At 69.7% G+C, this 20258-nt stretch carries 15 protein-coding genes; 13 read left to right on the forward strand and 2 right to left on the reverse strand.

The genetic code is table 11. From position 1 onward, the window contains the following. Window positions 1–41: 41 nt before the first annotated feature. Window positions 42–416, reverse strand: a complete 375-nt coding sequence (locus tag AC07Y4_RS12445) for a TssQ family T6SS-associated lipoprotein (RefSeq protein ID WP_223301458.1) — start codon at window positions 414–416, stop codon at window positions 42–44. A 171-nt stretch (window positions 417–587) separates the two neighbouring features. Between AC07Y4_RS12445 and tssJ the strand changes: the two genes are divergently transcribed. The 6 genes from tssJ (at window position 588) to AC07Y4_RS12475 (ending at window position 10408) form a co-directional block, all read left to right on the forward strand. Continuing rightward, window positions 588–1103, forward strand: coding sequence for a type VI secretion system lipoprotein TssJ (gene tssJ, locus AC07Y4_RS12450; protein WP_062473939.1), 516 nt, complete (start codon window positions 588–590; stop codon window positions 1101–1103). Between the two features lie 243 nt (window positions 1104–1346). Continuing rightward, window positions 1347–2642: a type VI secretion system baseplate subunit TssK gene (gene tssK / locus AC07Y4_RS12455; protein WP_235926916.1), complete on the forward strand. Its 1296-nt coding sequence runs from the start codon at window positions 1347–1349 to the stop codon at window positions 2640–2642. Window positions 2643–2650: 8 nt separating this feature from the next. Then, window positions 2651–4033: a DotU family type VI secretion system protein gene (locus tag AC07Y4_RS12460; protein WP_369645871.1), complete on the forward strand. Its 1383-nt coding sequence runs from the start codon at window positions 2651–2653 to the stop codon at window positions 4031–4033. After that, on the forward strand, window positions 4033–7668 hold the full coding sequence (gene tssM, locus AC07Y4_RS12465) for a type VI secretion system membrane subunit TssM (RefSeq protein WP_159273468.1): 3636 nt from the start codon (window positions 4033–4035) through the stop codon (window positions 7666–7668). The genes AC07Y4_RS12460 and tssM overlap by 1 nt, the downstream gene beginning before the upstream one ends. A 1-nt stretch (window position 7669) precedes the next feature. Then, on the forward strand, window positions 7670–8395 hold the full coding sequence (gene tagF / locus AC07Y4_RS12470) for a type VI secretion system-associated protein TagF (RefSeq protein WP_062473933.1): 726 nt from the start codon (window positions 7670–7672) through the stop codon (window positions 8393–8395). A gap of 36 nt (window positions 8396–8431) precedes the next feature. Continuing rightward, window positions 8432–10408, forward strand: coding sequence for a serine/threonine-protein kinase (locus AC07Y4_RS12475; protein WP_487848869.1), 1977 nt, complete (start codon window positions 8432–8434; stop codon window positions 10406–10408). Between the two features lie 12 nt (window positions 10409–10420). Here the strand turns inward: AC07Y4_RS12475 and AC07Y4_RS12480 are convergent, their stop codons facing one another. Then, the gene (locus AC07Y4_RS12480) at window positions 10421–11959 is read right to left on the reverse strand and encodes a YifB family Mg chelatase-like AAA ATPase (protein WP_487848868.1); all 1539 of its coding nucleotides are present in this window, start codon (window positions 11957–11959) and stop codon (window positions 10421–10423) included. Between the two features lie 217 nt (window positions 11960–12176). Between AC07Y4_RS12480 and AC07Y4_RS12485 the strand changes: the two genes are divergently transcribed. The 7 genes from AC07Y4_RS12485 (at window position 12177) to AC07Y4_RS12515 (ending at window position 20251) form a co-directional block, all read left to right on the forward strand. After that, entirely contained in the window at window positions 12177–13043 is an 867-nt protein-coding gene (locus AC07Y4_RS12485; protein ID WP_447740158.1) for a TorF family putative porin, read from the forward strand. 70 nt (window positions 13044–13113) lie between these two features. Beyond that, window positions 13114–13452, forward strand: coding sequence for a P-II family nitrogen regulator (glnK, locus tag AC07Y4_RS12490; RefSeq protein WP_056583732.1), 339 nt, complete (start codon window positions 13114–13116; stop codon window positions 13450–13452). 29 nt (window positions 13453–13481) lie between these two features. Then, a complete protein-coding gene (locus AC07Y4_RS12495; protein WP_062482026.1) occupies window positions 13482–14915 on the forward strand; it encodes an ammonium transporter in 1434 nt (477 codons plus the stop codon). Window positions 14916–15121: 206 nt separating this feature from the next. Continuing rightward, window positions 15122–16051 carry an SMP-30/gluconolactonase/LRE family protein gene (locus AC07Y4_RS12500; protein WP_307589546.1) on the forward strand — a complete coding sequence of 310 codons (930 nt, stop codon included), beginning with the start codon at window positions 15122–15124 and terminating at the stop codon, window positions 16049–16051. An 18-nt stretch (window positions 16052–16069) separates the two neighbouring features. After that, window positions 16070–16957, forward strand: coding sequence for a LysR substrate-binding domain-containing protein (locus AC07Y4_RS12505; protein WP_062482020.1), 888 nt, complete (start codon window positions 16070–16072; stop codon window positions 16955–16957). A 115-nt stretch (window positions 16958–17072) separates the two neighbouring features. Then, window positions 17073–18734, forward strand: coding sequence for an L-lactate permease (locus AC07Y4_RS12510; protein ID WP_139703424.1), 1662 nt, complete (start codon window positions 17073–17075; stop codon window positions 18732–18734). Between the two features lie 14 nt (window positions 18735–18748). After that, a complete protein-coding gene (locus tag AC07Y4_RS12515; protein ID WP_369630886.1) occupies window positions 18749–20251 on the forward strand; it encodes an FAD-linked oxidase C-terminal domain-containing protein in 1503 nt (500 codons plus the stop codon). Window positions 20252–20258 lie beyond the last annotated feature (7 nt).

Here is a 20258-nt window from a genome sequence, read left to right on the forward strand (position 1 = left end):
CGTCGCGGCATGAGCACTGCGCGGCCGTGGCCGGCCGCGTGTCATCCGCGCTTCATCTTCTTCGCGGCCTCGAACGCGGGGCCCCACACGGGGTGGGTGCGTTCCGCGACATTCAGGTCGAAGCTCGGGAACACATCGAGGAGCTTGCGGAATTGCGTGCGGCATTCCGCGATCTGGTTGTTCACGCAGTAGCTGAAGGCTTCGAGCTTCAGCGCGGCCAGCCGCGTCGCGGGCTCGGCCCCGTCGAACACCGACACGCCACCGCTCTTCAAGGTGGAGATGGCCTTGGCGTAGTCGCCCGCATCGTAGGCCTGCTGCGCGCGTTCGAGCGTGGTGCGTGCCACTTGCTGGCTCAGGCGTTCGGGCTGCTGTGAGGCATCCGGGGTGCTCTGGCAGCCGCTCAACAGCGCAAGCATGAAGGCAAAAGACAGAACAGGCAGGCAAGACTTCAATCTTTTCTCCTACTTCGCGAGAGGCAATGCGTGAGAGAGGGCGTGCTGTTGCATCACGATGCAACAGCACGCAATGCACACCGTGCGCGTGCATGGTTTCGATAATATAGATCGCGAAGCTTTCAGGGAGATCTCATGCATCGACGGACCTTGATTCAAGGCGCATTGGCCACATCGCCGTTGCTCGCAGGCCTCGCTGGTTGCGCATCGACCGCGAAGTCGATGCCCACGCCGTATGCCATCACCGTGCGCATCGACGACGGCGTGAATCCCGATGGTCGCGGCCAGGCCGCACCGATTCTCGTGAAGGTCTTCGAACTGAAATCTTCCGGCAACTTTGAAACGGCAGACTACTTCGCGCTGCAGGACCGCGACCGCGAGACGCTCATGACCGAGCTCGTGAACGCGGACCAGGCCATCTTGCGCAGCGGCGAGGAACGCGTGTTCAAGCGCGAGGCCGGCCTCGACTCGCGCGCCATCGGCGTCATCGCCGGCTATCGCAAGCTGGAAGCGGCGCGGTGGCGCATCGTGTTGCCGTTGAAGGAGCCGAAACAAACGAATCTTTACAAGGTGTGGCAGTTTTCGCCGAGCGAGCAGAGCGTGCGCATCGCGGTGCGCAAGAGCGGCCTCGAACTGCTACCAAGTCGTTAAGTTTCAGCGCGCGCTAATACGAAAGTGCGGCGCATTCGCCTCTGAAAAGGCATGCAAAACGCAAGAGGCGCCGTGTAGCATCAGACGCGAAAGAAGATCGAGCGGGGAGCCGCTGTACAGCGCATTTCCCGCCTCCGTGTGAGCACTCCAGGAGGTTCTTTGGTGACAGTTCGCAACGCGGGCGCAGCCGGTCAGGGCGCCCAATCTCAGGCATTGGCGAATCGCGTGGTGTGGTCCGAAGGCATGTACCTGCGGCCCCAGCACTTCCAGCAGATGGAGCGCTATGTCGAGCAGTACGTCACTCGCCGCACCGCGGGCATGCAGGGTGCCTACTGGGGATGGCTGCACCTGGACATCGACCGCGATGCCTTCGCGCTCGGGCGCGTGTCGCTGCTCGGCGGCGCGGGCGTGCTGCCCGACGGCACGCCGTTCTCGTTCGGCCTCGAAGACGCACCGATGCCCTTCGACGTGCCCACCGACCTCACCGACGAACTCATCGTGCTCGCATTGCCGCTGCGCAGGCCCGGCAGCGAAGAGGTGATCTTCTCGGAAGACGAAGGCTCGGCCGCGCGCTTCGGCGTGGTCGAGCGCGAAGTGGCCGACGGCAACGCGGTGGCGCTCGGCCCCGCGGTGCTGCAGCTGGCGAAGCCGCGCCTGCGGCTGGCGCGCGCGTCGTCGCTCACGGCCGAATGGCAGGCCATCGGCGCGGTGCGCGTGATCGAGCGGCGCACCGACCACAAGCTGGTGGTCGATGCCAACTACATCCCGCCGGTGCTCGACGCCTCGGCGCACCCGATGCTGCGCAGCATGACGGCCGAGCTGCACGGCCTGCTCACGCAGCGCTCCGAGGCACTGGCCTCGCGGCTGTCGCAGCCGGGGCGAGGCGGCGTGAGCGAGGTCTCCGACTTCCTGCTGCTGGAGCTGGTCAACCGCTACCTCGCGCTCACCTGGCATGCGCAGCAGGCGGTGCAGGTGCATCCCGAGACGCTGTTCGTCGACTGGCTCAAGCTGGCCTGCGACCTGGCCACGCACACCTCGCCCACGCGCCGTCCGGTGGTGTGGCCGGTGTACGACCACGACAACCTCAACGAGAGCATCCGCCCGTTGATGGAAGAGCTGCGGCGTTCGCTGTCGGCGGTGCTCGAGCAGAGCGCCATCGCCATCGAACTCGAAGAGCGCAGCCACGGCGTGCGCGTGGGCCGCATGCCCGACCCGGTGCTGGTGCGCAACGCGGCCTTCGTGCTCGCGGTGCATGCCGACCTGCCGGCCGATGCCGTGCAGCAGCGCTTTCCGACGCAGGTCAAGATCGGCTCGGTCGAGCGCATCCGCGACCTCGTGCAGCTGCAGCTGCCCGGCGTGGTCGTGCGCTCGCTGCCGGTGGCGCCGCGCCAGATCCCGTACCACGCGGGCTACCACTACTTCGAACTCGACAAGGGCGGCGACATGTGGCGCCAGCTCGAGAAATCGGGCGGCGTCGCCATGCACCTGGCCGGCGACTTTCCGGGGCTCGCCATGGAGTTCTGGGCCATCCGTCCGTGAGGGACCCTATGAACGGTGCCAATGACATGGCCGTCGGCCCGGGTGGCTTCGTGCCGCCCAATCCGGGCGGCGGCGCGACCACGCACAGCGGCCCGGGGCCGCAACCTCAGCAGCAACCCCAGCCCGATGCCTTCACCGCGTGGCATGACGCGCGGCGCCCGCATGCGGGCGACACGGCGCTGGCGGGCAACAACCCATTGGTGGCGGCGGCCAATCCGCTGCTCGACCTGATCCCGCAGATCCGCGCCACCGGCCACCACCCGTCGCCCGCGCAACTGCGCGAACACCTGGTCGACGAGGTGCGGCGTTTCGAGACGCGCGCGCAGCAGGCCGGCATCGCGCCCGAAGTGATCATCGGCGCGCGCTACTGCCTGTGCACCGCGGTCGACGAGGCCGCGGCGCTCACGCCGTGGGGCGGCAGCATCTGGTCGTCGCAGAGCCTGCTCGTGATGTTCCACAACGAGACCTGGGGCGGCGAGAAGTTCTTCCAGCTGCTGTCGCGCCTGGTGCAGAACCCGCAGCAGCACCTGCACCTCATCGAGCTCATCTACTTCTGCCTGGCGATGGGCTTCGAGGGGCGCTTTCGCGTCATCGACAACGGCCGCTCGCAACTCGAGACGCTCAAGCAGCGGCTGCTGCAGATCATCCGGCAGGCGCGCGGCGAAATCGCGGCGCCGCTGTCGCCGCACTGGCAGGACGCGAGCGCGCCCGTGCGCCGCACGCGCCACTGGCTGCCGGTGTGGGCCGTGGGCGCGGTGGCGGCGGTGCTGCTGGTGCTGGTGTTCGCGGTGCTCACCTTCAACCTCGCAGGCCATTCCGACGGCGCCTTCTCGGCCGTGAACGCGGTGCGCCTGCCGCAGACGCAGCGCGCGGTGGCGGTGCCCGCGGCGCAGCCGCGCCTGCAGCGCTTTCTCGAGCCCGAGATCCGCGACGGCCTGCTCACGGTGCGCGACGAGGCCGACCGCAGCGTGGTGGTGCTGCGCGGCGACGGCCTGTTCGCCTCGGGCTCCGACCGCGTGCTCGACCGCTACGCGCCGGTGCTCGCGCGCGTGGCCGACGCGCTCAACGCGGTGGAAGGCAACGTGCTGGTCAGCGGCTTCAGCGACGACCAGCCGATCCGCAGCGTGCGCTTCCCGTCCAACTGGCAGCTCTCGCAGGCGCGCGCCGATGCGGTGAAGGCCATGATCGCCACGCGCCTGAGCCGGCCCGAGCGCCTGCGCGCCGAAGGCCGCGGCGATGCCGATCCGCTGGTGCCCAACGACTCGGCAGCCAACCGCGCGCGCAACCGGCGTGTCGAGGTGACGCTGCTGGTGGCGCCGGTGGCGGGCGTGCCCGTGCCGGGATCTGCGCCGCAACCCCGGCAGCAACCACCACAAGGAGGAACCCGCTGATGCTGCGCGCGCTCTTCCGTTTTCTCGTCAGCCGCGACCTCTGGGTCTTCTTCGGGCTGGTCGCGCTCGCGTTCCTGATCTGGGTCATCGGCCCGGTGATCGCCGTGGGCCGCTACCGCCCGCTCGAAGGCGAGTTCGTGCGCATCGTCGTCATCGCGCTGATGTTCGGCGTGTGGCTGGTGCGCGTGGCCTACCGCAAGTGGCGCGAGCGCCGCCTGAACGCGCAGCTGCTGCACCAGCTGCGCACGCCGTCGCCCAAGGCGAAGGAGGCCAAGCCCGAAGAGGCGCCCGAGATCAAGGAGCTGCACAGCGGCTTTGCCGACGCGACCGCGGTGCTGAAGAACATGCGCTTCGGCCCGGGCCCCGGCGGCAAGGCGGCGGGGCGCTTCGCGCTGTTCGACCGGCAGTACCTCTACCAGCTGCCCTGGTACATCTTCATCGGCGCGCCGGGCTCGGGCAAGACCACGGCGCTGGTCAACTCCGACCTCGACTTTCCGCTCGCCGACCAGCTCGGCAAGGCCGCGGTGCGCGGCATCGGCGGCACGCGCAACTGCGACTGGTGGTTCACCAACGAGGCGGTGCTCATCGACACGGCCGGGCGCTACACCACGCACGAGAGCCACCGCGAGACCGACGAGGGCGAGTGGAAGGGCTTCATCGAGCTGCTCAAGAAGTTCCGGCCGCGCCAGCCGATCAACGGCGCGATCCTCACCATCAGCATCGCCGACCTGCCGCTGGCCGACGACGCGCAGCGCGCGCGTCACGCCATGGCCTTGCGCAAGCGGCTGCTCGAGCTGCGCAACGACCTGGGCATCAACTTCCCGGTGTACGTGCTGGTCACCAAGACCGACCTGCTGGCCGGCTTCAACGAGTACTTCGGCTCGCTGGGCCGCGCCGAGCGCCAGCAGGTGTGGGGCTTCACCTTCCCCATCGAGGGCAACCCCGCCGACCCGGCCAAGGCCGACCTGCGCGAGCGCTTCCACCAGGAATACAAGCTGCTGCACCAGCGCCTGGACGAGCGCCTGCCCGAGCTGATGGCCACCGAGCCCGACCCGATGCGGCGTGCGCAGGCCTACCTGCTGCCGCAGCAGTTCGCGAGCTTCGAGGACATCCTGGGCACCTTCCTGGCCGACGTGTTCAACCCGTCGAAGTTCGAGGTGGCGCCGTTGCTGCGCGGCGTGTACTTCACCAGCGGCACGCAGGAGGGCACGGCCTTCGACCGCGTGATGGGCGCCATCAAGCGCTACCTGCAGGTGAACGCGCCGCCCGCGCCGCCGCCGGGCCCGGGCAAGAGCTACTTCCTGAAAGAGCTGCTGCAGCAGGTGATCTTCCGCGATGCGGGCGTGGCCGGCACCAACCTGCGCTGGTACCGCCGGCGCCGCGCCATCGACCTCGCGGGCTACGCGCTGGTCGGCGTGCTCGCGGTGGTGCTGCTGGGCGCGTGGGCCAACAGCTGGCGCCACAACAAGGCCTACGTGGCCGAGGTCGACGGCAACGCCAAGGCCTTCAACAAGGCCGCCGCGCGCGGCGAGCTGCCGACGGTGGTCGATTCGAGCGGCGACATCGCGAGCTCGCTGCTCATCCTCGACCGGCTGCGCGACCTGCCGAAGTCCGCCGAGTTCGACATCGGCGATCCGCCCGTGGGCTACCGCTTCGGGCTCTACCAGGGCGAGAAGCTGCAGGCCGCGACCGACGGCGTGTACCAGCGCGCATTGGAAACCGTGCTGCTGCCGCAGGCCGCGCAACGCGTGGAGCAGTCGCTGCGCGAGGCCGCGAAGGCCGACGCCGAATACAGCTACGAGGCGCTCAAGGCCTACCTGATGCTGTACGACCCCGAGCGCTACGACGCCGACTTTCTGCAGGCCTGGCTGCTGACCGACGTCGACCGCAAGATCGGCGCCTCGCTCACGCGCGAGCAGCGCACGAACCTCGAAGCGCACCTGAAGACGCTGTTCGCCGACCGCGTCGTGAGCTCGCCCTTCACCAAGGACGACAAGCTCATCGCGCAGACGCGCGAGCGCCTGGCCGGCGTGCCGCTGGCGCAGCGCTCGTACGCGCGGCTGCGCCGCATCCTGCTGCAGACCAGCGCGCCCAATGCCTTCACCATCGCCGAGGCGGGCGGCGCGGAGTCGGCGCTGGTGGTCCGGCGCGCCAGCGGCAAGCCGCTGACCGACGGCATTCCCACGCTGTTCACCTACCGCGGCTACTGGGACATCTTCGACAAGCGCATGGCCGAGACCACGCTGGCGCTGGAGCAGGAAGACCGCTGGGTGCTGCAGATCCGCGCGCCGGGCATCGCCGACATCACTTCGCGCGAGCTGCTGCTGCGCGAAGTGCGGCGCCTGTACCTCAGCGACTACATCCGCACCTGGGACGAGTACCTGGCCGACATCCGGCTGGCCGAGAGCAAGTCGCTGCTGCAGAGCATCCAGATGACGCGCGTGCTGTCGACCGGCGAGTCGCCGATGTCGCGCCTCATCCGCGGCGCGGCGCGCGAGACCGACCTGCTGCGCAACCACGACGAGGCCACGCGCAGCCTGCTCGACCAGGCGCAGAACCGCGTGACCAGCACGCGCGAGCGCATCGAGCAGCTCATCGGCCAGCCCGACGGCAGCCAGCGCCGCAACACCGCGCCCGACCGGCCCGAGTCGCTGGTCGACAACCACTTCGCGCCGCTGCGCCGCATGGTGACCGCGCCCAAGGCCGGCGGCCAGACGCCGCTGGACCAGACGGCCGCGCTCATCAACGAGCTGTACACCTTCCTCACCGCCACCGACACCGCGCTGCGCAGCGGCAACATCCCGCCACCGGGCGACGCCGTGACCAAGCTGCAGGCCGAAGCGGGGCGTTTGCCGGTGCCGTTCCAGGGCATGCTGAACGACCTGTCGGCCACCGCGTCGTCGAAGGCCGCGGCGGTGACGCGGCAGAACATCGGGCAGAACGCGGCCGCGACCATCGGGCAGTTCTGCAGCCAGGCGATCGCGGGGCGCTACCCGTTCGCGCGCGGCTCCAACCGCGACGTGGCGGCGGGCGACTTCGCGCAGCTGTTCGCGCCCGGCGGGATGATGGACGACTTCTTTCAAAAGAACCTCGCCTCGCAGGTCGACACCTCGGTCAACCCGTGGACCTTCAAGCGCGGTGTGGACGGCAGCGCGTCGGGGCGCTCGGCCTACCTCGATGCGTTCCAGAAGGCGCAGGCGATCCGCGACGTGTTCTTCACGGGCATGGCGGGCGGGCGCACGCCCTCGTTCACGCTCGACATCCGGCCCGAGGACATGGACGCCACGCTCACGCAGTTCACGCTGGACATCGACGGCCAGACGGTGCGCTACGCGCACGGCCCGCAGGCGCCCAGCAGCATCAAGTGGCCCGGCCCGCGCAACAGCAACCAGGTGCGGCTGCAGGTCACGGTGGCCAACGGCACGCCGGCCGGCGGCATCGTGACCGAAGGGCCATGGGCGCTGCACCGGCTGTTCGACAAGGCCTCGATCTCGTCGGGGCGCACGCCCGAGTCGTTCAACGCGACCTTCGACCTGCAAGGCAAGAAGGTGGTGCTCGCGGTGACGGCCAACAGCGTCTACAACCCGCTGCGGCTGTCGCAGATGAACAGCTTCTCCTGCCCCGGGAAATCCTAGGATGACGCCTCCCCCGCACGCCTGGTCGCCGCTCGACGAGCAGATCGGCTGGTACGGCAAGCTGCCGTCGGCCGGCGACTTTCTCTACCGCCGCATGCCGCGCGAACTGCAGGCCTGGTGGGACCGCTGGATGCAGAACGGCCTGGGCAGCTTCAAGCGCTGGCCCGACGCCATGACGCGCCACTACGCGGTGGCCCCGGTCTGGAACTTCGCCATCCCCGCCACGCACGGCGTGAACGCGGTGCAGCTGGGCTGCATCGCGCCCAGCTGCGACCGCGTGGGCCGCTACTACCCGGCCTGCGTGGCGCTGCAGGTGGACGCGGCGCGCTACCACCCCGCGCTGCTCGAAGGCTCGGCCGCGTGGTACTGGCAGTGCGGCAGCGCGCTGCTGCAGGCCATCCGCCACGGCGTGGCGCCCGACCTCTTCGACGGCCAGGTGCTGGCCGCGGGGCGCACGGGCTTTCGCACCGCCAGCGGCGGCTCGGACGACATCCTCTCGATCCTCGGCGCGGCCGCCGGCCCGGCCAACGGTGCGCGCGGCGCGAGCGCGCAGCAGCGCCTGGGCTGGCCCGAACTGCCGCTGTGCTTCGACCCCTTCGGCGGCACCAGCTACTGGTGGACCAACCAGGCCGACGGCTCGCCGCTGCGCACCGCGGCGCACGGCGGCGGGCTCAACACGCCGCTGTTTTCCCAGTTGTTTTCGCAAGGCCACGTGCCATGGGCATGACGCGCCCGACCCACCCGCAGGAAGAAGAGACACCCCATGACGACGCCCGCCAGCCCTAGCGCGACGCCCGACCCGCAGGAGGAGCGCCCCCATCCCCTCGGCACGGGCCACCGGCTCGACGAGTTCGAGCTGCTCGAAGTCATCGGCGAGGGCGGCTTCGGCATCGTCTACCGCGCCTACGACCACTCGCTGCAGCGCGAGGTGGCGGTCAAGGAATACATGCCTTCGATGCTCGCGCGCCGCGTGGGCGACAACAGCGTGCACGTGCGCTCCGAGCGCCTCACCGCCACCTTCGCGGCCGGCCTGCGCAGCTTCATCAACGAGGCGCGCACGCTGGCGCAGTTCAGCCACCCGGCGCTGGTGCGGGTGCATCGCTTCTGGGAGGCCAACTCCACCGCCTACATGGCGATCCAGCTGTACAAGGGCCGCACGCTGCGCCAGCTGGCTGAGAGCGAACCGGCCACGCTGACCGAGCCCTGGCTGCTGGGCATGCTGGGGCCGCTGCTGGGCGCGCTCGACACGCTGCACCACAGCCAGTGCTTCCACCGCGACATCGCGCCCGACAACATCTTCATCCAGCAGCAGGACGACCGCCCGGTGCTGCTGGACTTCGGCGCCGCGCGCAAGTCGATCGCCGACCTGGTCGACGAGGTCGCGGTGATGGTGAAGTCGGGCTACTCGCCGATCGAGCAGTACGCCGACGACAACACGCTGCTGCAGGGCGCGTGGACCGACCTCTATGCGCTGGGCGCCGTGCTGTACCGCGCGGTGACCGGCCACCCGCCGCCCTCGGCCGTGGTGCGCAGCGTGCAGGACGCCTACGTGCCGCTGTCGTCGATGGACCGCGACGACCTGAGCCCGGCCTTCTGCGCCGCGGTCGACCACACGCTGGCCGTGCACAGCAAGGACCGCACGCAGACGGTGGCAGCCTTTGCGGCGGAGTTGGGGCTGGTGAAGCTGGGTGACCTGTACGTGGTGGACCGGGCGGCGCCGCCGGCGGCGGTGGTTGCTGCTGCCGTGCCCGTCGCGGCGCCCGTGGCGCAGGAGCCGCCGGCACCGGAGCCGGTGGAGGAAGCGCCACCGCCCGCGCCCGAGGTGCAGCCCGTGCCTGTGGAAGCGGCGACCGCGCGCGTGCAGGCACCGCCGCCGCCTGCGCCGCCGCCTGTCGCACGCCCGAAGAAGCCGTCGAAGCGCCCGCCGTGGTTCCTTGTCGGCGCGCTGGTGCTCGCGCTGTTCGCGGTCGGCGGCTGGATCGGCTGGCGGCTGACGGCCAAGGCACCGTCCGATCCGATGATTGCGGCCGCGCCGCCGCCCGGCACGCCGATGTCCGATCCGGGCGCGCCCCCGGCCGCGATGCCGCCGGCCGGCGCGACCTCAGAGGCCCCGCCTGCGTCCGCGCCCGCCGCATCGGCCAGCGCCCCGCTGAGCCCGCTCGACAACGTGCCCATCGCCGCCGCGCCCACGCCACCGGCCACACCGCCGGCCGAGCCCGAGGCACAGCCCGCGCAGCCTGCACCGCCTGTGCAACCGGCGCCACCCGAAGCGCCGCCGCCCCCCGACCCCGCCGTGGTCGCCGAGGTGGAAGACTGGAACCTGGCCCAGGCCGAGAACACCCGCGAAGGCTACGAGGCCTACCTGCGGCGCCACCGCCGCGGCCTGCATGCGCGCGAGGCGCGCAACGCCATCGCCCAGCTCAACCGGCAGTCACCGCCGCCACCCGCCGCGGGCAGCACGAACCCCGTGCCGACCGTGATCGCGGGCGCACCACCGGTCCCGCCACCGCCGCCGGCCGCGGCACCCGGCATGGGCCGCGTGCAGTTCAACATCCGGCCCTGGGGCCAGGTCTTCATCGACGGCGCCGACCGCGGCGTGAGCCCACCGCTCAAGTCGCTGCCGCTGCGTCCGGGCATCTACACGATCGAGGTGCGCAACGGCGACCTCACGGCCTACCGCCAGCGCGTGACGGTGCAGGACAGCAAGTCCGCACCGGTCGTGAGCCACGAGTTCAAGTAGCGGGAGCGCAGGTCAGGGCGTGCCGGTGCGCAATGCGCGGCGGTACTGCACCGCCTCCGCCACGTGCGCGGCCTGCACGGCGTCCTGCCCCGCGAGGTCGGCGATGGTGCGCGCCACCTTCAGCGCGCGGTGCGTGCTGCGCGCCGACCAGCCCAGCCGCGCGGCCGCCTGCTGCAGCAGCTGGCGCGCGGCGTTGTCGAGCACGGCGTGCGTGTCGATCGCGCGGCCCTGCAGCCCCTGGTTCGCATGGCCCTGGCGTTGCAGCGCGCGGTCGCGCGCGCCCACCACGCGCGCGCGGATGCTGTCGGTCGATTCGCCCGCCGGCGCATCGAGCAGCTGCGGCGCCGACACGGCCGCCACCTCGATGTGCAGGTCGATGCGGTCCAGCAGCGGGCCGCTGAGCTTGCCCTGGTAGCGCGCGACGCGCTCGGGCGTGCAGCGGCAGGGCTTGAGCGTGGAGCCGAGGTAGCCGCAGGGGCAGGGGTTCATCGCGGCGATGAGCTGGAAGCGGGCCGGGAACTCCGCGCGACGGGCGGCGCGGGTGATCGTGATGGTGCCGGTCTCCAGCGGCTCGCGCAGCGCTTCGAGCGCGGCGCGCGTGAACTCGGGGAACTCGTCGAGAAACAGCACGCCGTGGTGCGCGCGCGAGATCTCGCCCGGCCGTGGCGGCGAGCCGCCGCCCACCAGCGCCACCGCGCTCGCCGTGTGGTGCGGCGTGGCCGTCGGGCGGCTCATCCAGCGCTCGGGCGCCAGCCGGCCGTCGAGGCTGGCGATGGCCGCGCTTTCCAGCGCCTCGTCCACGTTCATCGGCGGCAGCAGGCCGGCGAAGCGGTGCGCCAGCATCGACTTGCCCGAGCCCGGCTCGCCCACCATGAGCAGGCTGTGGCCGCCGGCCGCGGCGATCTCGAGCGCGCGCTTGGCGCCCGTGTGGCCCTTGACGTCGGCCAGGTCGGCGTAGCGCGGGGCGCCGTCGCCGGGCGCGGCGCGCACGCGGGTCCAGCCGTCGTCGCTCGCGTCGACGGGCCCGCCGCCGCTGGCGACGAACTGGCGCACCACGTCGAGCAGGTGCCGGGCGCCGTACACCTGCGCACCGGGCACCAGCGCGGCCTCCTGGGCGCTGTCCAGGGGCAGCACCAGCCGCACGGCCGTGCCTTGCGTGTAGGTGGCCACGGCCATCGCGAGCGCGCCGCGCACGGGGCGCAGTTCGCCCGACAGCGACAGCTCCCCCGCGAACTCGTGGCCGGCGAGGCGGGCGTTCTCGATCTGCCCGCTGGCCGCGAGGATGCCCAGGGCGATCGGCAGATCGAAGCGGCCCGAATCCTTCGGCAGATCGGCGGGCGCCAGATTGACCACGATCTTCTTGTTGGTCGGAAATTCGAGCCCGGCGTTCTGGATCGCCGAGCGCACGCGCTCGCGCGCTTCCTTGACCTCGGTCTCGGCCAGCCCGACCAGCGTGAAGCTCGGCAGGCCGTTCGCCAGATGCACCTCGACCGTGACGGCGGCGGCCTCCAGGCCGAGCAAGGCGCGGCTTTGCACCAAAGACAGACTCATTTTTCTCCCTCTCCCCAAGTTGGTGCGCCTGCGACGTGCAAGCCCAGGACCGTGCAGCGTGCAAGCGTGTGCAACTGCCGGAAACAGGGCTTGTAACGATTTGGCGCTCATCGCCGGACACCTGCGCCCTCTGGCCGGGGCGGTATTCGTGCAGTTTGGCACGCTCCCTGCTTTGAGGGTGCTCAGGTCCAACAACACACTTGCGAGGAGTTCCCTGATGACGCACCGTACCGCCGCCCAGGCGTTGATCGTTCTGGCCACTGCACTGACCGCCTCGGGCGCCGCCCTGGCCCAGGCCGCCGACGCCGCCGCACCGGCGCCCGCGCCCCTGCTCACGGGCAATGTCTCGCTGACCACGAACTACAAGTTCCGCGGCCAGGACCAGGACATGATCGGCAAGAACGACTACGCCAAGACCAAGGGCTTCAAGCCCGCCATCCAGGGCGGCTTCGACTACGCCTTCGGCGACAGCGGCTTCTACGTCGGCAACTGGAACTCCAGCGTCAACTGGCTCAAGGGCAACAGCATCGAGAGCGACCTGTACGGCGGCTACAAGTTCAAGGCCGGCCCGGTCGACATGGACGTCGGTGCGCTCACCTACATCTACCCGGGCAACTCGGTGGGCAACACCACCGAGCTGTACGTGGGCGCCACCTACGCCAACGACAGCTTCGGCTCGTTCACGGCCAAGTACTCGCACACGGTGTCCAAGGACTACTTCGGCTACGCCGGCGCCAAGACGGGCTCGGGCCTGAAGGGCCGCAACACCGGCTACCTGAACCTGGCCTACAGCAAGGAGATCGTGCCCAAGGTCACGCTCAAGGCCGCCGTCGGCTTCACCAACATGTCCAGCGACATCCGCAGCCTGGGCTACAAGAGCTACGTGGACTACAACATCGGCGCCACCTACGACTTCGGCAGCGGCCTGACGCTCACGGGCTCGGTGCAGGGCGCCAACAAGAAGGCCAACTACCAGGTCGTGGCCTACCCGGGCATCGAGATCCCCGACTTCGGCACCTTCGGTACCACCTACTACTCGCCCAACAAGGCACGCTTCATCCTCACGCTGACGAAGACGCTGTAATCGACACAACAACCAGGCGCGGCCCACGTTGCCGCGCCGCCTTTCATCCATCCAGAAGGAGCAACTCATCATGAAGCTGGTCACAGCCATCATCAAACCGTTCAAGCTCGACGAGGTGCGCGAAGCACTCTCGGCCATCGGCGTGCAGGGCATCACCGTCACGGAAGTGAAGGGCTTCGGTCGCCAGAAGGGCCACACCGAGCTGTACCGCGGCGCCGAGTACGTGGTCGACTTCCTGCCCAAGGTGAAGATCGAGGCGGCCATCTCCGACGAGCTGGTCGACCGCGTGATCGAGGCCGTGGAAGGCGCCGCGCGCACCGGGAAGATCGGCGACGGCAAGATCTTTGTCTACAACCTCGAACAGGTCGTGCGCATCCGCACCGGCGAAACGGGCCGCGAAGCCCTCTGATCGAGTCCTGGCCCGAAAGAACAACGACTATGAAAAAACTTCTTGTCTCTCTTGCGCTCGGCTTGAGCGTCTTCGCCGCCGGTACTTCGGCGCTGGCCCAGGCACCCGCCGCCACCCCTGAGGCACCGGCTGCATCGGCACCTGCTGCACCTGCCGCAGCTGCGCCCGCGCCTGCAGCGGCTGCAGCACCCGCAGCCGCCGAGGCCGCGCCCGCCGCACCGGCTGCCGCCCCCGCGCCCAAGGTCGACTCCGGCGACACCGCCTGGATGCTCACCTCGACCCTGCTCGTGATCCTGATGACCATCCCCGGCCTGGCGCTGTTCTACGGCGGCCTGGGCCGTTCCAAGAACATGCTGTCGGTGCTGATGCAGGTCTTCGTGATCTTCTCGCTCATCAGCCTGCTGTGGGCCATCTACGGCTACAGCCTGGCCTTCACGGGCGACGGCAACTTCTTCGGAAGCTTCGACAAGATCTTCATGAAGGGCATCACGCAGGAGACCTTCGGCGCGCTGACCACGATCCCCGAATACGTGTTCTTCGCCTTCCAGGGCACCTTCGCGGCCATCACCGTGGCGCTGATCGTCGGCGCCTTCGCGGAACGCGCCAAGTTCTCGGCCGTGCTGCTGTTCTCGGTGATCTGGTTCACCTTCAGCTACGTGCCCATGGCCCACATCGTGTGGGGCGGCGGCCTGCTGGGCAAGGACGGCGCGCTGGACTTCGCCGGCGGCACCGTGGTGCACATCAACGCCGGTATCGCCGGCCTGGTCGGTGCCTACATGGTCGGCAAGCGCGTGGGCTACGGCAAGGAAGCCTTCACGCCGCATTCGCTCACGCTCACCATGGTCGGCGCCTCGCTGCTGTGGGTCGGCTGGTTCGGCTTCAACGCCGGCTCGGCAGGTGCGGCCAACGCCGCCGCCGGCCTGGCCTTCGTGAACACGGTGCTCGCCACCGCCGCCGCGGCCCTGTCGTGGATCCTGGGTGAGAGCCTGCACAAGGGCAAGGCCTCGATGCTGGGCGCCGCGTCCGGTGCCGTGGCCGGCCTCGTGGCCGTCACGCCCGCCGCCGGTTTCGTCGGCCCGATGGGCTCGATCGTGATGGGCCTGCTGGCCGGCCTGGTCTGCCTGTGGGGCGTGGGCGGTCTCAAGCGCATGCTCGGCGCGGACGACGCGTTCGACGTGTTCGGCGTGCACGGCGTGGGCGGCATCCTGGGTGCCATCCTGACCGGCGTGTTCGCCGCCAAGGGCCTGGGCGGCACCGGTGGCCTGACCCCCGACACCTTCTCGATGGGCGCGCAGGTCTGGATCCAGGTCAAGAGCGTGCTGTTCACCATCGTGTGGTCCGGCGTGGTCGCGTTCATCGCCTACAAGATCGCCGATCTGACCCTGGGCCTGCGTGTGTCGGAAGAAGAAGAGCGCGAAGGCCTCGACATCTCGTCCCACGGCGAAACGGCTTACAACCGCTGATTCGCACACAGACAGCGGGTGGTCCGGCACGGCGCCGGCCCCCGCTCCTCCAAGACCACCACCCCCCCTTTTCGATACAAAGAAGAACAACCACTCCCGGTTTTTTCAGGCGAGTCTCCTTTGGATGTTCAGCCCGCGAGCGCTTCGGCGTCAGCGGGCTTTTTTTTGCCCGCGGCCCGCGTGGCCGGGGGCACAATCGCCCCACCATGTGGACCTCCATCGAAGACAGCCTCTGCGAGCTGGGTGAATCGCCGTTCTGGCATCCGCACGAACGCGCGCTCTACTGGCTCGACATTCCGGGCCGCGCCGTGCTGCGCACGCGCGGCGAGATCGGTTCGCCCACGGCCACGGTCGAGCGATGGGCCTTGCCCACCGAGCCCGGCTGCATGGCGCCGGCACGCAGCGGCGGCCTCGTGATCGCGCTGCGCGACGGCATCTACCGGGCCCGCGAGTGGGGCGGCAGCCTCGTCGCGATGGCGCGCGCGGAGCACGACGTGCGCACCATGCGCTTCAACGACGGCAAGTGCGACGCGCTCGGCCGTTTCTGGGCCGGTTCGCTCAACGAAGCCAAGGACCGCGCCAACGCCGCGCTCTACTGCTTCGACGCACGCCCGGGCGACGTCTCGCCCACCATCACCTCGATGCTGGAGCACGTCACCACCGCCAACGGCCTGGCGTTCTCGCCCGACAACCGCACCCTGTACTGGGCCGACACAGCCGCGCACGTGGTGCGCGCCTGGGACTGGGACGCCGAGGCCAACACGCTGTCGCATGCGCGCGTGTTCCAGCAGTTCGACCCCAAGCCCGCGGGCTGGGTACCCAGCACGCCCACGCACTACGACGGCCGACCCGACGGCGCCACCGTCGACGCCGCCGGCCACTACTGGGTCGCGATGTTCGAAGGCGCGCAGCTGCTGCGCTTTGCGCCCACGGGCGAGCGCGTGGCCGCCATCGCGGTGCCCGTGCAGTGCCCGACCATGCCCTGCTTCGGCGGCGACGACCTGCGCACGCTGTTCGTCACCAGCGGGCGCAAGGGCCGCCCGGCCGACGAGCTGGTGCAGCGCCCGGCCTCGGGCACCGTGCTCTCGATGCGCGTTGACACGCCGGGCCTGCCGGTGAATTTCTTCGAAGACTGAGTCGGTCCGCTGCCGAGGATGGCTCTGCACCACATCCCCCCGATCCAATGCCTGCTGACCTTCGAGGCCGTCGCGCGCCTGCGGCATGCGGGCCGCGCGGCCGACGAGCTGTGCGTGACGGCCAGCGCCGTGAGCCACCGCATCCGCCAGCTCGAGGCGCACGTGGGCTTCAAGCTCTTCGGTCGCAGCGACTTCAGCCTCACGGCCGACGGCGCGGCCTACCTGGCGAACGTGCGCGTCGGCCTGGCCGCGCTGCAGCAGGCCACGCCCGGCAGCCGTGACGCGGCGCTGCGCGCGCCGCGCTTGAGCGTGGCGGTCACGCCCACCTTCAGCCGCCAGTTTTTGATGCCGCGGCTGGAGCTCTTTCGCAACATCTACCCCGACATCGAGCTGGCGCTGCATGTGTCGATCCCGCTGCTCGACGTCACGGCCGAGCAGACCGACCTGCAGGTGCGCTACGGCATCGGCGCGTACGCCGACTGCGAGCACCGCCTGCTCATCGCCGAGGACGTGGTGCCCGCCTGCAGCCCGAGCTACCTCAACGAGTTCGGGCCCTTCGACGGCTTTCGCACCGCGGCCGAGATCGCCAGCGCGCGGCTGATCCGCAGCCCGCTCGAGCCCTGGGGCACCTGGTTCGCGAGCTGCGGCATCGACCAGCCTGAGCCGCACCTGGGCGCGCAGTTCAACGACCTGGGCCTGGTCTACGACGCGGCCGCCAGCGGCTTCGGCGTGGCGCTGGTGCGACAGAAACTGGGCGCCGCCTGGTTCGAATCGGGCCGGCTGGTGGCGCTGTCGGAGCGGCCCGTGCCCTCGCCGCACCGCCACTACATCTGCTGGCAGCCGGGCACGCTGGAGCGCTGGGAGTGCGCGGCCTTCGTCGACTGGATCGTTCAGACGCTGCACTGACCGACAGGTCTGCCCGACAAATTTTTATCAAGATCCGGGCAAAAAACCTTCAATCCGGACGGCGCGCTTCTCCCTAGAGTGCGGGGCACAACAACAGCCTCCCCGGAGACAACGCATGACCTGGCAGCAGATCTACGACCCGTTCGGCAACATGATCATTTCCACCGCGCTCGCCGCGATCCCGGTGGTGGTGATGCTCGCGTGCCTCGGCTTCTTCCACATCAAGGCCCACATCGCCGCCGGCCTCGGCCTGCTGGCGGCGCTGGCCGTCGCCGTGTTCGCCTACGGCATGCCGGCCGAGATGGCCGGGCGCGCCGCGCTCTTCGGCGGCTTCACGGGCCTGCTGCCGATCGGCTGGATCGTGCTGAACATCATCTTCCTGCAGCAGCTGGCCGAACAGAACGGCAGCTTCAAGGTGCTGCAGGACTCGCTCTCGGGCATCACCGAAGACCGCCGCATCCAGCTGCTGCTGATCGCCTTCTGCTTCGGCGCGTTCTTCGAGGGCGCGGCGGGCTTCGGCACGCCGGTGGCGGTCACGGCCGGCATCCTGATCGGGCTGGGCTTCTCGCCGCTGGCCGCCTCGGGCCTCTCGCTGATCGCCAACACGGCGCCGGTGGCCTTCGGTGCGCTCGGCACGCCGGTGATCACGCTGGCCAAGGTGCACGGCTACGACCTGATGGAAGTCACCGCAATGATCGGCCGGCAGCTGCCGTTCTTCTCGCTGCTGGTGCCGTTCTGGCTGGTGTGGGCCTTCGCCGGACGCAAGGCGATGATGGAAGTGTGGCCCGCCATCCTGGTCACGGGCGTGTCGTTCGCGGTGCCGCAGTACCTGGTGTCGAACTTCATCGGCCCCGAGCTGGTCGACATCATCGCGGCCATCGTGTCGATGGCCAGCCTGGTGCTGTTCCTGCGCGTGTGGCAGCCGAAGAACGTGTGGCGCTCGCCCTCGCTGCGCGGCAAGGACGTGAGCGCGCACGAGGCCAAGCCGCCTGCCGCCATCGTCGTGCACAGCCGCGAAGCGCTGGTGCGCGCGTGGATGCCCTGGGTGATCCTCTCGGTGTTCGTCTTCATCTGGGGCCTGCCCTCGGTGAAGACCGCGCTCAATGGCGTCTTCGCGCCCTCGTTCCCGATGGGCGGGCTGCACAACCTGATCGAGAAGATGCCGCCGGTGGTCACCGCGCCCACCAAGGAAGGCGCGGTGTACGTGCTGAACCTGCTGTCGGCCACGGGCACCGGCATTCTCTTGTCGGCGATCGTGAGCGCGCTGTTCATGAAGTACAACCCGATCGAGATCGTGCGCACCTTCGTGCGCACGCTCTGGATGGTGCGCTACTCGCTCATGACCATCGTGCTGATGCTCGCGCTGGGCACGCTCACGCGCTACTCGGGCACCGACACCACGCTGGGCCTGGCCTTCGCCAACACCGGCGTGTTCTATCCCTTCTTCGGCACGCTCATGGGCTGGATCGGCGTGGCCATGACCGGCTCCGACACGGCCTCGAACGTGCTGTTCGGCGGCATGCAGAAGGTCGCGGCCGAGCAGCTCGGCCTGGCGCCCAACCTCATGGGCGCGGCCAACAGCTCGGGCGGCGTGATGGGTAAGATGATCGACGCCCAGTCGATCGTGGTGGCCTCCACCGCCACGCGGTGGTTCAATCACGAAGGCGACATCCTGCGCTACGTGTTCTTCCACTCGATCGCGCTGGCCTCGCTGGTCGGCCTGTACGTGACGCTGCAGGCCTATGTGTGGCCATTCACCCTGATGGTCGTCCGCTGAAAGTTGTTCCCGCCATGAATGCTCCCGTCACGACCGACCAGCACACGCAGCTGTCGAAGGCGGAGCGCCAGGCGCAGGTGGTGCGGGCGCTGCAGGCGCACCTGCCCGCGCATGCGCTCATCTGGCACGCCGAAGACACCACGCCCTACGAATGCGACGGCCTCACGGCCTACCGCCAGCGCCCGCTGGTGGTGGCCCTGCCCGAGACCGAGGCGCAGGTGGCTGCCGTGCTGCGCGCCTGCCATGCGCTGGCCGTGCCGGTGGTGGCGCGCGGCGCCGGCACCGGGCTCTCGGGCGGCGCCATGCCGCACGCGCTGGGCGTGACGCTGTCGCTGGCCAAGTTCAACCGCATCCTGAAGGTCGACCCCGTGAGCCGCACGGCCGTCGTGCAGTGCGGCGTACGCAACCTCGCCATCAGCGAAGCCGCCGCGCCCTTCAACCTCTACTACGCGCCCGACCCGTCGAGCCAGATCGCCTGCACCATCGGCGGCAACGTGGCCGAGAACTCGGGCGGCGTGCATTGCCTGAAGTACGGCCTCACGCTGCACAACGTGCTGCGCGTGCGCGGCTTCACGGCCGAGGGTGAACCCATCGAATTTGGCGGCGAGGCGCTCGATGCGCCGGGGCTCGACCTGCTCGCGCTGGCCATCGGCAGCGAAGGCATGCTGGCCGTGACCACCGAGGTCACGGTCAAGCTCGTGCCCAAGCCGCAGCTGGCGCGCTGCATCATGGCCAGCTTCGACGACGTGCGCAAAGCCGGCGACGCGGTCGCGGCGGTGATCGCGGCGGGCATCATCCCGGCCGGCCTGGAGATGATGGACAAGCCCATGACCGCCGCCGTCGAAGACTTCGTGCACGCGGGCTACGACCTCGACGCCGCCGCCATCCTGCTGTGCGAGTCGGACGGCACGCCCGAAGAGGTCGAAGAAGAAATCGGCCGCATGACCGACGTGCTGCGCGGCTGCGGCGCCACCGCCATCGCCGTGAGCACCAGCGAAGACGAGCGCATGAAATTCTGGAGCGGCCGCAAGAACGCCTTCCCGGCGTCGGGCCGCATCAGCCCCGACTACATGTGCCTCGATTCGACCATCCCGCGCAAGCGGCTCGCCGACATCCTGCTGGCGATCCAGGAGATGGAGAAGAAGTACAACCTGCGCTGCTGCAACGTGTTCCACGCGGGCGACGGCAACCTGCATCCGCTGGTGCTGTTCGACGCCAACGACCCCGACGAGCTGCACCGCTGCGAGCTGTTTGGCGCCGACATCCTCGAGACCAGCGTCGCCATGGGCGGCACCGTCTCGGGCGAGCATGGCGTGGGCGTGGAAAAGCTCAACAGCATGTGCGTGCAGTTCACCGCGGCCGAGAACGAGCAGATGTTCGGCATCAAGCGCGCCTTCGACCCCGCCGGGCTGCTCAACCCTGGCAAGGTGATTCCCACGCTGCAGCGCTGCGCCGAGTACGGCAAGGAAGTGGTGCGCGGCGGCCGGCTGGCGCATCCCGACCTGCCGAGATTCTGAGAGCTTC

The organism is Variovorax sp. GW460-12-1-14-LB1, from assembly GCF_059423605.1.